The organism is Roseicitreum antarcticum, assembly GCF_014681765.1.
GTDB classification, from domain to species: Bacteria; Pseudomonadota; Alphaproteobacteria; order Rhodobacterales; family Rhodobacteraceae; genus Roseicitreum; species Roseicitreum antarcticum.
Window position 1 is genome coordinate 63,517 of record NZ_CP061502.1, and the last position, 13,203, is coordinate 76,719.

Sequence of the window (13,203 nt, forward strand, 5' to 3'; positions counted from 1 at the left end):
GGCAGGGCGCGGTCTGATGCTAGCTGTGGTGCGCTGGGTCGTCACGCTGGGTGCGCTGGTTCTGGTGTTTCGCGTGCTGGGCACCGAGGCGATCGTGACGCAGTTGCGGGCAGTATCGCTGCCATGGCTTGTGATGGCGGTAGGCGCACTGACGCTCCAGATCGCGCTGTCGGCAGCGCGCTGGCGGATCACGGCGGGCGCTGTCGGCCTTCAGGTGGGGCGCGGACAGGCGTTGCGCGAATACTACCTGTCGGTGCTAGGCAACACGGTACTGCCCGGCGGCGTGCTGGGCGATCTGGGGCGGATCGCACGGCTGCGCCATCAAGCCGGGGTGGGGCGGGCCGCACAATCGGTGGTGATCGAGCGGCTGGCAGGCCAGATTGCGCTGTTTGCCGTGACGGGTCTCGGCGCGGTGGCGTGGTTCTGGCCGCATCCAGCTGCACTGGCCGGGGCGATTGCGCTTGTTGCCGGCGGCTATGGCATGATCGTGGTGATACGTAACGCCGGGCAACGGCCCGCATCGCAGCCGACGGGCCGCATCGGGCGCATGCTGCGTCTTCTCGCCGACGCATGGGTCAGCCCCGGGGTCTGGCGGCGGCAACTCTGGTTGAGCCTTGCCATTCTGGCATGCAACCTGGGCGGCTTCTGGGCCGCCGCACAGGCGGTCGGCCTGACGCTGGGTCCGGTGGCGGCTATTTTCGTGATCCCGCTGGCGCTGAGCGCGATGCTGATCCCGCTTTCAGTCAACGGCTGGGGCCTGCGCGAGGGGGCCGCCGCCGCGATCTGGCCACTGGCAGGCGCAGCGCCCAGCCATGCCGTCGCAGCAAGTGTTGTTTTCGGCATCGCGGCGCTGCTGGCCGCGCTACCCGGAATCGTCGCGCTGCGCGCGCCCCTGAAGGCCACCTGACAGCCAACCGCCGCTTGACGCGCCCGGTACGCCCTGTAAGGCTAACGATTGGGTGCGCAGGGCGGAGGCATAGGGAACACGGCGTCACAAGAGGCGCGGCCGCAGTACGCTGCACAGCATCCGGCACATACCTCTCGCCCCGGCGATCTGCATCTTCACCATGCCTGCCCCCGGGTCTGGTCCCCTTTTCAAGACCGAGCGGCGCGCAACAGGAAGGACCACCACTTGAAACTGCTCCGTTTTGGCGCCAGGGGCGCAGAAAAACCCGGCCTTTTGCACAGCGACGGCACCATCCGGGATCTGTCGGCCATTGTCCCCGATCTGGCGGGCGAGGTGCTTCTGCCCGCAGGGCTGGCACGGATTGCCGCCACAGACCACGCAGCACTGCCAATCGTCGATGGCGCCACCCGTCTGGGCGCGCCGGTGTCGGGCACCGGCAAGGTGATCTGCATCGGCCTGAACTATGCCGATCACGCGGCCGAAAGCGGGATGGCCGTCCCGCCAGAACCCGTGATCTTCATGAAAGCGACCTCGGCTATCTGCGGGCCAGATGACCCGATCATTATCCCACGCGGTGCGGAAAAAACCGATTGGGAGGTCGAGCTGGCAATCATCATCGGCAAACCGGCGAAATACGTCACCGAGGCCGAGGCGATGGACCATGTTGCGGGCTATGCGGTGATGAACGATGTCTCGGAAAGGTCTTTCCAGATCGAACGTTCCGGGCAATGGACCAAGGGCAAAAGTTGCGACAATTTCGGCCAGATCGGCCCTTGGCTGGTGACGCGCGACGCGGTGGAAAACCCACAGGCGCTGGACATGTGGCTGGATGTGAACGGCGAACGCATGCAGAAAGGTACGACCGCAACAATGGTCTACACCGTGCCATTTCTGGTGCACTATCTCAGCCAGTTCATGTCGCTGCACCCGGGCGACGTGATCTCGACCGGGACACCGCCGGGGGTGGGGATGGGCCGCAAACCGCCGCGCTACCTGAAACCGGGCGATGTGGTGGAACTGGGCATCGACGGGCTGGGCGCACAGCGGCAAGCGGTCGTGGCCGATTGAGGCCACCGCGCGCTCGCGCCGATTTCGCCGTGGCGCATGCAAAAGACCCGCGCGCCACAGGGGCTGCGCGGGTCCGATGATGTTGCCAGGGGCCTTCAGTATGGGGACCCGGCGTTGCCTTGTCAGAGCGGCGGGCGACCCCGCACGGCCCGTGCGACCATCGCAATCACGAACAAGACCAAGAAGATGACAAACAGGATCTGCGCAATAGACGACGCCGCACCCGCAACGCCTGTAAAGCCCAGTGCAGCCGCGACCAGTGCGACGATCAAAAATGTAAGTGCCCACCCAAGCATGATTTATTCCTTTCATCATTGGCGCCGCTGATACGGCCTATGAGAAGGAAACGATCCACACCGCATCCGGTTCCCCGCGCCGGGCAGGAAGTGCGGGCATCCGCCAAACCGGGCAGAACACCCTGCCTCAAAACGCGAAACGCCCCTGGCTGATATCAGCCGGGGGCGCCGAAGCATTTTGATGTGACGCCTCGAGAGCGGCGGATCGGTTCAGGCGTTCAGGGTCTGGGTCGAGGCGAAGAACATCGCCTGCGACACTGCCGAGCGGACCTGTTCGGATTCAAACGGCTTGGTAATCAGAAACGCCGGTTCCGGCTTTTCACCGGTCAACAAGCGCTCAGGATAGGCGGTGATGAAGATGACCGGGGTGTCCGCATCATGCTTCAAGAGGTCGTTCACCGCATCGATCCCCGAGGAATCGTCGGCCAGATGAATATCTGCCAAGATGAGGTCGGGCCGCTGTTCCAGCCCGTGGCGCACAGCCTCGGACCGGGTGCGGGCGATCGCGGTCACTTCATGACCCATGTCGGTCACGATGTGGCTGATATCCAGCGCGATCAACGGCTCATCCTCGATGACCAACACCTTGCCGCGCACGGCTTGGTTCATTTCGGAATAGGCGATCGCGACCAGTTCTTGTGCATCGGTGCCGCTGACGTCGATGATCTGGCCGATCTGCTGGTAAGAGAATTGCTCCAGACTGCGCAGCAACAGGGCTTCGCGGGTGTGGGGCGTCAAAGTGCCCAGAAGGGATTGCGCCCGCCCCTCGACCCCTTGCTCGTCGGATTGTTCGGTGATCGGGGTGCCAGTCGTCTGCCAGACCGTGTGGAACGCCCGGAACAGGGCGGTTTTCACATCAATCTCGGTGCTCAGAAGCGCGCAGTCGGCCAAAATCGCCTCCAGCGTGGCGGCGGCGTACCTGTCGCCGGTGGTCTGAGAGCCGGTCAGCGCACGGGCGTACCTGCGCAAGTAAGGCAATTGTTGTGCCACCTGCTTCGACATCGACATGAATGTATCCTCCTGCATCAGGGTTTGGACTTCGTGGTTGAGGCGTTACCAGAAATACTGGCCGCGCAAAATTATCTGCCAATCGCGGGAACCCAACGCATGGTGATGCGTTTGGTTCCAAGACAGGTTGAAAAAATCGTGTAGGGATATTGGCGTCGGCACGTAAAGGCGCAGCAGCCCTGCGGCGATGAAACCAACCCGGATCACGATATCCGCTCAAGTAAGAAGAATGGCAGGACCATGATACCATGACACAAAAGAAACGCCCCAGACAAGATGACGCCGTTCCCAGCGAAGTGGCGCGGCAGATCGATGAAAACCTGAAACGTCTCTACAGTGACGTCGACGCAGAAGGCCTGCCCGACGATTTGATGAGCCTCCTTGAACAGCTGCGCCAAAAGGACCTGGGCCGCAGCGGTGATGCGCGATGACGGCCGCGTTCCTCCCTGAACAGGCCCGTGATGCCGAAGCAGCTGCCGCGCCCGCCAACACGTCAGGTGCCGCCGATCCGCGCGAAGAGATCGTGCAGCATCTGCCCAGCCTTCGCGCCTATGCCCGCAGCTTGACCGGCGAAACCGCGTTGGCCGACGATCTGGTGCAAGAAACCGTGCTGAAGGCTTGGACCAAGTTCGGGCAGTACCGCGAAGGGACCAACTTGCGCGCGTGGCTGTTCACCATTTTGCGCAACGCACATCTGTCGCTGCGGCGAAAGCGGATGCGCGAAGTGCCCGACCCCGATGGTGCGATGGTCGCGCAGTTGTCCTCGCGGCCCGACCACGATGGCAGAATGGCGCTGACCGAATTGCAGGCAGCGTTGCACAAATTGCCCGTCGAACAGCGCGAGGCGCTAATCCTTGTCGGCGCGCTGGGATTCACGGTCGAGGAAGCGTCGGAGACCTGCGGCTGCGCGCCTGGCACCATCAAGAGCCGGGCAAACCGGGGCCGCAAGGCGCTGGCAAAGATGCTCCACCTTGACATGGACGATGCGATGACACTGGCAGAACAATCGGCTGTCACCGCAGCTATGGGCGTGGCGTCAGGAAACTGACGCTGCGCACCAATAAGGAAATCACGACTGACATGATGAAATTTGCCCGTTTCCCGCACCGGCTTTCGGCGCGTCTGGCAATCCTTCTGACGCTGGGCCTTGCGCCGCTGGGGGCGATTGCGATCTATTCCGAATGGCAGGGCGCGAGGGTGGCAACTGATGCACAGGCCTCGGCGCTGATTGCGCAGACCGGCGACGCCGTCGGCGGGCAGGCGGCCTTGCTGCGCAGTGCCTTGCTGGCCAGCGACGCGCTGGGGCGGGCGATCATTGCCGAACGTGGTGATCCCGCGGCGTGCTCCGAAATCTTGCGCGACTATGTTCAGGGCACGGCGTTTTTCACGGTGGCAGGCTTCACGGATCTCGAGGGCCGGATGGCATGTGTGTCCGAGGGCGGACCGCTGGATCTGGGCACCAGCGCCAGATTGCGCGATCAGATCGAGAACCCACGCCAGACGCTGAACTTCGACCAGTCTGGCCTCATCAGCGGCATGCCCGTCACCATTGCAACCAGCCCGGTCTATGACGACGATACCCTGCTGGGATTCATGGTCCTATCGGTATCCTCGGTCGCTTTCCGGCGGATTTCGACACAACCTGACCCGGAAACCGCGCCGCGCGGCACCTTCTTGCTCAACGAAACCGGCGACGTGCTGATCGGCGAACTCGCTGCCGACGCAATCGCCCAGCTGCCGCCGGCCGACCAGTTGCAACGCCTCGTCGCTGAGGGCGAGGGGGTGTATACTGAGCCCAGCCGCAGCGGCGATACCCGCCACTTCACCGTCGCCCAGCTAATCCCCGGTCAGCTTTTCGCGCTTGGCAGCTGGGATGCGAACCAGCTGGAGCTTGCTTCGGGGCCATTTATCTGGCGTTTGGCTATTCCCGTGGTCATGTGGCTGGCCTCGGTGGTCGTGGTCATGCTGGCGGTCAACCTGCTTGTCGTGCGCTATTTGCAGCAGATCAACCGACAGGTGCGCCGTTTCGCGCTGGGGGATCGCAACGATATCGCAGCGCTGTCCCAGGAAGCCCCGACCGAATTGCGAGAGCTGAACGGCACAATCTCCAAGATGGCAATGATCATCCGGCGCAATGAGAACTCCGCTGCTGAGGCGCTGGAAGAAAAGACCGTGCTGCTGCAAGAAGTGCACCACCGGGTGAAAAACAACCTGCAGCTCATCGCCTCGATCCTGAACTTGCAGGTGCGCAAAGTGACCGACCCCATGGCACGCAACATCATCCATGGTGTCCAGGCACGGGTGCGCAGCCTCGCCTCGATCCACCGAACGCTATATGAACTGGACCAGATCACCGAGCAGGACTCTGCCCGGATCTTCAACCAGATCATGAATGATGCGGTGTCGATGGTCACCACCGACAGCCCCGATCTGGAAACCGAAGCCGACATCACGCATATCACGGTGCCGCAGGCCAATCTGATCCCGTTTTCGCTGCTTTTCACCGAGGCGCTGACCAATGCGCTGAAATATGTGACCGAGGGACCGGACGGCAAACGGCGGATGCATGTGTTCTTGCAGGAGAACGACGCAGGGGCGCGGCTGGTGGTCTGGAATACATGCTACCCGGCAGAGGATTGCGTAGAGGGGATGGGGCTGGGCCGCGACCTGATGACCGCCTTCGCACAACAGATTGACGCCGAGATCGAGATGGGCCCGACCGACGACAGCCGCGGCTCCGGTTGGCAGGTCGCGGTGCAACTGCCTTTGGCCCCACAGAAACGCGGCGGATAGTCACCTGCTGTGTCTGGCGCGCCAAAGGGATACGAAACAAGTGGTCAGATCGCCGCGCGCGACAGCGGTTAAACCCAATACGCGCCACGGGGCAAAACCTGCCACCACCTCAGGCCAAAGCTGCGGTTAGACACCAGCGGGCGCCTTGTGCCCCACGTCCGCCCCGTCGTTAAGCGGCAAACACTATACCATCACGTCTCGCAAGTATGGGATGGCCGCATCGCTCTCGGGAAACATCTATCTGGCACCGCACATTGCCGGGCCTGAACGGAACCGAAGCCCGCTTTGCACGTTGTCACGGTATAACGCATTCATGCAAAGGAGGTTCTTATGAACTGGGATCAAATCGAAGGTAAATGGAAGCAGCTGCAGGGATCCGCAAAGGAAAACTGGGGCAAGCTGACCGATGACGACCTTGACGTCGCCGCAGGCAAGCGCGACCAGCTGGCCGGCAAGATTCAGGAAGCCTATGGCGTTTCCCGCGAAGAAGCTGAAAAGCAGGTCGACGAATGGTCCAACCGGACCTGAGCCAAATACATGCCGGGCGACCTACACACGCCCGGCACTTCAATGGGCGTGCACTACGCGCCTCTTTGCCCGCAGGCCCGGCCTGCGGGCTTTCTTTTGCGCTGCTGCATTGATCGGATTGCGCAGCCGGTTCTCGCGCTACCACAAACCCCGTCCAATGGCAGGACAGCCCGTCGCGCCTTTGGTGTCGTAGCAGCCCCCACAGCCCAAGCCGGTGTCGCGCACAACGCATTCAGGTTATCGTCAAAGGGCGCCGGATCACCAGCGACATTCACCAAAAAGCCGCACCGCGCCAGACTGGCACGATGCGGCTTTGTAGGTTTTGGTCTTATAGGTGTTTCCTTCAGGCCTTCTTGGGTCCGGCCAGAAACCAGATGACCAACCCGACCAGCGGGAAGACCAGCACCAACAGGATCCACAGCACTTTCTTGCCCTGTGATGCGCCCGATCCCAGGATCGAAACGGCCGCCCAAATCACCAGTGCAAGATGCACAAGTCCCAGAAACCCGGTGTAATTCGCATTCATGAGATTATTCCTCGATCTTTAACCATTTTCCAAAATCGGTATCAGCGGCCCGTCTTGCGCAGCGTCATCCAGCGGACAATCGCGGCGCACGGCTCAGGGGCGCGGCGGTGACTTTCGCAATTTCATGTAGGTGGAAAACCCGAACATGAACGCGCCAAACAGCGCGGGCATTGCGGCAAAAGCCTGCGGATCGCCGGTTCCCGCAGCAGCATGCTGCGCTTGGCGGGGCGGGGGGGGCATTTTTGGTTGCGGCACGCCAGAGCCGATCAACAGCGCCAGAATACCAATGCCCAGATACCCGCAACCCAGCGACACCCACGCCACAAGGGGCGAAAACGCATCAGCTAACGCCAGCCAACCCGCCGCCGAGAACATCGCCAGACAAACCAGCAACATCAGAGAGCCCACCGCATAAAACGCGGCGCGGCGGGCGGTCAGTTGCACCGCCTGTCCGGCGGCGTGACGATACGCGGCAAGCTGTTCCAGCATTAGCGGCGTACCAGCAACATAGCGGCCAGAAAGCCAACGCCCGCAGCCACACCCATTGCTTGGGCCGGGTTCTCACGCGCATAGCCTTCGGCGCGGGTGCCGTATTCATTCACGCTGGCTTGCGCCTTTTCCAGCCTCTGCGAGGCGGCATCGGTGAAGTGTTCGCGCGCTGACCCGGCATAGGCCACAGCCTCATCAGCGCGGCTGGTGGCCAGCTTGCCTATGGCTTGGGTCAACTGCGCCATGTCCTTCTTCAGCGTCTCGAATTGTTCATACAAATCGTCCGTAGCGTCGCGCGCGTCGGCGGCCAAGTTGTCGGCCGCAGATCTGGCGCGGTTGCCAGCACTCCGCGCAGCGGTTTTCGCGTCATCTGCCAAATCTTGCGCGCGGGCTTCGACTTTCTGAGTGTCGGCTTTCTTGTCCATATCGCTGGTCCTTTCAACTGGGGCCACTGGCGCGCGTTTGTGCGTGCTTGCAGGCCCCGGGGTTTGTGTTGCCCCATGGGGGGATGTCAGTACAACGCGCGCGCTGGCTTCTGGTTCCCTGCCAATGTCGCGCTGTTGGCGGCGGCCCCGAACGGTTCAAGCCGCCCGCCGCAACGTGTCGCGACGGAACCTTTGCCCGCCGAGGGACGTTACACCCCCACAATCGCCCCCAGCGCGGAAAGGTTCCGCCGAAAGGTTCCATGGCACAGATCAGACCCGAAACCGCCTATGCCATGCGCCCGGCACGAAAGATCCGCGCCAGTTGGGTGGCACAGGCCACATTCTGGCTGGCCATCTGCCTGCTGACGCTCGGCGCGCTGTGGATGCTCTCAGGCATCGTCACGCCATTCTTTATCGGCGTGCTCATGGCCTATTTCCTGAATCCTACCGTAACATGGCTGGCTGCGCGACGCGTGCCGCGGCCTGTCGCGGCGGCAGGGCTGCTGTTCCTCATGCTGGGCGCACTGGTCGCGGGGCTCGCGTTGATCGTGCCGACGCTGTTGAACCAGCTTTACGATCTATTTGAAGCGCTGCCTGACATCTTTGCGCAGTTCAAGTCCTGGATCGGCGAAGGCACGCCGCGCTTCGTGAACAGCGATGCCGATGACGTGCGCGAAATGCTCAGCGATGCCGCCGACGCAGTGTCAGAGAACCGCGACCAAGTGCTTTCGGGGCTCAGCATGGGGCTTTCAGGCCTGTCGCGACTGGTGCTTTTCTGGGTCGTCATGCCGGTGGTCGCGTTCTACCTGCTGGTAGACTGGCCACGCCTGACCACAACCGTCTATGACGCAATTCCGCGCCATCACCTGAACACGATCTGCAAGTTGCTGGCCGATATGGATGACGTGCTGTCGGGCTTCGTGCGCGGGCAGAGTGTCGTTTGCCTGCTGCTGGCTGGGTTCTACGCGGTCGCTTTGCTGCTGGCGGGGCTGAACTATGGGCTGGCAGTCGGTGTCGTGACCGGGTTAATCTCATTCATTCCCTATGTTGGCGCCTTTGTCGGCGGGGCACTCGCGATCGGGCTGGCGGTCTATCAATTCTGGGACGCGCCGCAACTGATCGGCGCAGTCGTGGCAATCTATGCCTTTGGGCAAGTGCTGGAGGGACAGATCCTGGTGCCCCGTCTGGTGGGCAATTCGATCCGCCTACACCCGGTCTGGCTAATCTTCGCGGTGCTGGCCTTCGGGTCGCTGTTCGGCTTTGTCGGCGCGCTGTTGTCGGTGCCGCTCGCAGCAGTGCTGGGGGTGCTGTCACGCTTCGTCTACACGCGCTACCGGCACAGTGCATTCTATGGTGCGCAATCCGAGGGCTCTGGCACCACGACATCAGCAAAACCTGATCCGAACCTCTAAGGTCAGCGACAATCCGGTATCCGGGGCAGGGTGATGAAGCCGTCCAGATGACGGATCCGCCGCGCCCGTAAGCGCTGCGCGCGGCATGTGGCGTCAAGCGGGCGCCCGTTGACGACAGCAGCAAGCTGGCGCGGCAGCACAGCCGGCGCAGGTATGCCTATTTGCGCCGCGGACGTGCCGTCCCAAAAGGCGCATTCTGTATGGAAAGCTGGGACGGGCAGCTGCATCGGTTGACAGACACTGGGCGGCGCGCCCAATCTCAGCAGCACATACCCTGAGTGAACGAAAGCAGCGCGCAATGACACAAACGGAAACGCCAGGCCGGGCCGCGCTGGATCAATGGTATTGCCTCAACCCGCTGGAAGTGGTGCCGCAGGGCGGCAGCCAGAATACCCTGCTGGGCCAGACCCTTACGGTCCGCAGGAAAGGCTCCGACTTTACGGTGGCGGCAACGAACCGGGCGCTGCCACATCTTGCAGCTTTTGGCCACCTGTGGACCACCCTCGGCGACCCCGGCACTGGCCTACCCGCGATCCCCGAGGCCGCCGAACCGGATCGCACGCATGTGCCCTGCGGCGGCGTCACCGTACGGGCATCGGGCTTGCGTATTGTCGAGAACTTTCTGGACATGGCGCATTTCCCCTTTGTGCACACCAATATCCTGGGATCAGAGCCACATACCGAAGTGTTTAACTACCGCTGCGAGATCCGGCGTGACGTGGATGAAGTCTGGGCGACAGACTGCACATTCGTGCAGCCAAAGGCCGCGCTGTCGGCCACCGACGCGATCGACATCCAGTATATGTACCGGGTCGCGCGGCCCCTGGTGGTGATGCTTTACAAAACCTCTCCGTCCGCCCCCGACCGCTGGGACGTGATCTGCCTTTTTGTGCAGCCGCTTGCACCGGACTTGTGCCGCGCGCATACGATGATGTTCCTGATCGACGACACCTCTGCGCAGCGCGACCTGATCGGGTTCCAGCAAGTGATTTTCCTTCAAGATCGGATCATTCTGGAAAACCAGCGTCCCCGGCTGTTGCCACTGGAACCCCGGATGGAAACGCCGACCCGCGCTGATGCCTCGTCCATCGCCTATCGCCGCTGGCTGAAGGAAAAGGGGTTCATCTACGGCACCACGCAGGGGCCGAAAGGCCGCGCAGCGTGACCGAACCGCGCATAAAGCACACTGCGCTGCCGATCAGCGCGACGAATCTTGATCGGGATCGGGGCGGGGGGGCTGCGCAAGCCAAGGCCGCAACAGCCGGAACACCAGCGGTGCCATTACCACGATGATAGTGATCCGCACAATATGGTGCAATGCGACGTAGTCCACCTCGGCCCCCATGGCCAGTGCGATCAGGCTCATCTCGGCCAGACCGCCTGGGGCAAAGGCCAGCAAGACCTGCTCGGTCGTCTGACCGAACAACTGATGGAAGAAAATCGCGAAAACCAGCGTCACCGCCAGCGTGATGATCGTCGCGCCGATGCTGAGCAAGATGGCATGGCCGATCTGGCGCGCCGTGCTGCCGATGAACCGGCAGCCCATGATTGTGCCCAATACCAGCTGCGCCAACATCACCAATTCCTGCGGTGGGGGCGTCGTGCTCAACCCCGCGATATGTGCCACCGCGCTGATCAGCATCGGGCCAACCAGCATCGGCGCCGGCAGACGCAGGCGGGGTCCGATGAAAAACCCCAGCACCCCACAGCCCGCCAGCACCAGCAGTTCCACCGGCGGGATCACCGTAAAGGGAACACCGATGGCATTGCGGTCGCCGACCTCAAGCCCGGCGATGAACCGGAACCACAACGCCAGCAGCGACACGGTGATAAGGATGCGGCTGGCATGGGCGAGGGCGATCTTGCGCTCATCCCCGCCCATATCGCCACCGATGGAAATCATCTCATTCAGGCCGCCGGGCATGCCCGAGAAATAGGCCGAAGCCGTGTCAAACTTCCCGAGCCGGATGTAGTAAGGCACGACCAGAAGCCCCGCGATGAACATGTAGGCCGTCAGGAACATCAACGACAGCACCCAGCCGCCCACATGCGCCAGAATGTCCGAGGTAAAGCCCGAGCCGAGCATCACGCCAATCACAACGACCACATAATTGCGCGCCGCCGTCGGTGCCCGGACCGGGGCACCAGCAATGGCCGCGATCGTGTTGAACACCAAGGCCCCCAGCATCCACGGCAGCGGCATACCCAGCCAGTTGAAAACCACGCCCCCACAGGCGCCCAGGGTCAAAGCCAGAGCAATCCGCGCCAACCGGCCCCCCGCCTGCGTGCTGGTCTTTGTCATCGCGAATGTCTTCCTTTGTGCCGGTGGCGCGGCACGCGCGCCATGGCACTGGATTACGCCCTTCGCTCGGAAAGTTCAAATGATTGAGAGAACCCTCCCCAGCCAGACTGCACCGGTGCGCCACGAGCCGCGGATGATAATGGACCGGCGCCACACCAAATCCGGTCAGACCAACCCGCCGCCCGATCCGGTGACCGCCGGGCGCACATCCGCCACACCCTCGCGGTAGCCCGATGCACGATAGGCGGCGACCGGGTCAATCGCGCCACCCGCTTGCAGCCGCGCCATGGCAAGGATCGGCTCGACATCGGTGCGGAACGCTGCGCGCAAAGTCGCGCTGGCCATCAGGGCATCGTTATCGGTCTGGTAGCCCGACAGCACCGTGCGGTCGACCAACGACGCCTGCACAAACGCGCGCTGCACCTCAACCGCCGAGATCATCAGCGATTCAATCGGATCCGTCACGTTGTGCGACTGGTCCAGCATATGCGACAGGTCCAGCCCGGGGGTGCCTTCGGCATCAACCAGTTCGTTGAACACCAGAAACAGGCGGTACGGATCGACCGAACCGGCGTCCAGATCATCATCGCCATATTTGCTGTCGTTGAAGTGGAACCCCCCCAGCTTGCCAAAGCGGATCAGGCGCGCCACGATCATCTCGATATTCACGTTTGGCGCGTGGTGGCCCAGATCAACCAGACATTTCGCCCGGTCGCCCAGTTCGGTGGCGATCAGATAGTTGGTGCCCCAATCCTGCACGACCGTCGAGTAGAACGCAGGCTCGTACATCTTGTGTTCAGTCAGCAAATGCCAGTCGTCGGGCAGGGCGGCGTAGATCTCTTTCGTAGCCTCAAGGTAGCGATCAAAAGCACGGATAAAGTGACTTTGACCCGGAAAATTCGACCCGTCGCCGACCCAGACTGTCAGCGCCTTCGATCCCAGTTTCTGGCCCAGCTCGATACATTCGATATTATGCGCCACTGCCTGCGCCCGCGTGGCGGCATCGGTATGTGACAGCGAACCGAACTTGTAGCTGCGCGCCTGACCGGGCTGATCCTGGAACGTGTTGGAGTTCATGGCATCGAACCCCAGCTCCAGCCCTTCCGCATGGGCATTCAGGTCAGCCGGGTCGGCCATATCCCAAGGAATATGCAGCGACACCGTCGGCGTGGCGCGGGTCAGTTGCTGGATGACCGCGCAGTCATCGAGCTTGTCGAAGATGTGGCGCGGCTCACCCCGGCCGGGAAAGCGGGCAAAGCGGGTACCGCCGGTGCCCACGCCCCAACTGGGCACCGCCACGCCAAAGGCCGCGGCGCGGGCGGTCAGCGCGGCAATGTCGATGCCGCACCGGTCCAGCCGTTCGCCAAGGCTGTCATAATCTGCGCGCAGCGCATCTTCATGCGCGTCGTTCTGCGCGACGATCAGGCTTGTGTCGATCTTTGTCATATT

Annotated in this window: 15 protein-coding genes; 8 read left to right on the forward strand and 7 right to left on the reverse strand. The window is 62.5% G+C overall.

The features are described from left to right. The first annotated feature begins 16 nt into the window (after positions 1–16). Both H9529_RS18835 and H9529_RS18840 read left to right on the forward strand, forming a co-directional pair. Positions 17–907 (forward strand): lysylphosphatidylglycerol synthase transmembrane domain-containing protein, encoded by an 891-nt coding sequence (locus H9529_RS18835; protein ID WP_176847089.1) that lies wholly within the window; start codon positions 17–19, stop codon positions 905–907. Between the two features lie 225 nt (positions 908–1,132). Further along, positions 1,133–1,975, forward strand: a complete 843-nt coding sequence (locus tag H9529_RS18840) for a fumarylacetoacetate hydrolase family protein (RefSeq protein ID WP_092889134.1) — start codon at positions 1,133–1,135, stop codon at positions 1,973–1,975. Between the two features lie 122 nt (positions 1,976–2,097). Here H9529_RS18840 and H9529_RS18845 read toward each other — a convergent pair whose 3' ends face one another. Beyond that, positions 2,098–2,271, reverse strand: a complete 174-nt coding sequence (locus tag H9529_RS18845; protein ID WP_092889131.1) for a DUF1328 domain-containing protein — start codon at positions 2,269–2,271, stop codon at positions 2,098–2,100. 210 nt (positions 2,272–2,481) lie between these two features. Further along, positions 2,482–3,297, reverse strand: a complete 816-nt coding sequence (locus tag H9529_RS18850) for a response regulator (RefSeq protein WP_092889128.1) — start codon at positions 3,295–3,297, stop codon at positions 2,482–2,484. Between the two features lie 230 nt (positions 3,298–3,527). Here H9529_RS18850 and H9529_RS18855 point away from each other — a divergent pair, with 230 nt between their 5' ends. The 4 genes from H9529_RS18855 (at position 3,528) to H9529_RS18870 (ending at position 6,600) form a co-directional block, all read left to right on the forward strand. Then, positions 3,528–3,710 carry a NepR family anti-sigma factor gene (locus tag H9529_RS18855; protein ID WP_092889125.1) on the forward strand — a complete coding sequence of 61 codons (183 nt, stop codon included), beginning with the start codon at positions 3,528–3,530 and terminating at the stop codon, positions 3,708–3,710. Beyond that, the gene (locus H9529_RS18860) at positions 3,707–4,327 is read left to right on the forward strand and encodes a sigma-70 family RNA polymerase sigma factor (protein ID WP_092889122.1); all 621 of its coding nucleotides are present in this window, start codon (positions 3,707–3,709) and stop codon (positions 4,325–4,327) included. The genes H9529_RS18855 and H9529_RS18860 overlap by 4 nt, the downstream gene beginning before the upstream one ends. Before the next feature lie 32 nt (positions 4,328–4,359). Then, positions 4,360–6,072, forward strand: coding sequence for a sensor histidine kinase (locus H9529_RS18865; protein WP_092889119.1), 1,713 nt, complete (start codon positions 4,360–4,362; stop codon positions 6,070–6,072). 330 nt (positions 6,073–6,402) lie between these two features. Beyond that, positions 6,403–6,600, forward strand: coding sequence for a CsbD family protein (locus tag H9529_RS18870; RefSeq protein ID WP_092889116.1), 198 nt, complete (start codon positions 6,403–6,405; stop codon positions 6,598–6,600). 343 nt (positions 6,601–6,943) lie between these two features. Here the strand turns inward: H9529_RS18870 and H9529_RS18875 are convergent, their stop codons facing one another. The 3 genes from H9529_RS18875 to H9529_RS18885 form a co-directional block, all read right to left on the reverse strand. Next, positions 6,944–7,126 (reverse strand): PLD nuclease N-terminal domain-containing protein, encoded by a 183-nt coding sequence (locus tag H9529_RS18875; RefSeq protein WP_092889113.1) that lies wholly within the window; start codon positions 7,124–7,126, stop codon positions 6,944–6,946. A gap of 93 nt (positions 7,127–7,219) precedes the next feature. Next, on the reverse strand, positions 7,220–7,615 hold the full coding sequence (locus tag H9529_RS18880) for a hypothetical protein (protein WP_092889111.1): 396 nt from the start codon (positions 7,613–7,615) through the stop codon (positions 7,220–7,222). Further along, a complete protein-coding gene (locus tag H9529_RS18885; RefSeq protein WP_092889108.1) occupies positions 7,615–8,040 on the reverse strand; it encodes a DUF883 family protein in 426 nt (141 codons plus the stop codon). The genes H9529_RS18880 and H9529_RS18885 overlap by 1 nt, the downstream gene beginning before the upstream one ends. Positions 8,041–8,300: 260 nt before the next feature. Between H9529_RS18885 and H9529_RS18890 the strand changes: the two genes are divergently transcribed. Further along, on the forward strand, positions 8,301–9,452 hold the full coding sequence (locus tag H9529_RS18890; protein WP_176847086.1) for an AI-2E family transporter: 1,152 nt from the start codon (positions 8,301–8,303) through the stop codon (positions 9,450–9,452). A gap of 298 nt (positions 9,453–9,750) precedes the next feature. After that, the gene (locus H9529_RS18895) at positions 9,751–10,617 is read left to right on the forward strand and encodes a (2Fe-2S)-binding protein (protein ID WP_092889103.1); all 867 of its coding nucleotides are present in this window, start codon (positions 9,751–9,753) and stop codon (positions 10,615–10,617) included. Positions 10,618–10,650: 33 nt separating this feature from the next. Here the strand turns inward: H9529_RS18895 and H9529_RS18900 are convergent, their stop codons facing one another. Together H9529_RS18900 and rhaI are read right to left on the reverse strand one after the other, a co-directional pair. Continuing rightward, positions 10,651–11,754 (reverse strand): AbrB family transcriptional regulator, encoded by a 1,104-nt coding sequence (locus H9529_RS18900; protein WP_092889100.1) that lies wholly within the window; start codon positions 11,752–11,754, stop codon positions 10,651–10,653. 165 nt (positions 11,755–11,919) lie between these two features. Then, positions 11,920–13,200, reverse strand: a complete 1,281-nt coding sequence (rhaI, locus tag H9529_RS18905; RefSeq protein ID WP_092889256.1) for an L-rhamnose catabolism isomerase — start codon at positions 13,198–13,200, stop codon at positions 11,920–11,922. Positions 13,201–13,203 lie beyond the last annotated feature (3 nt).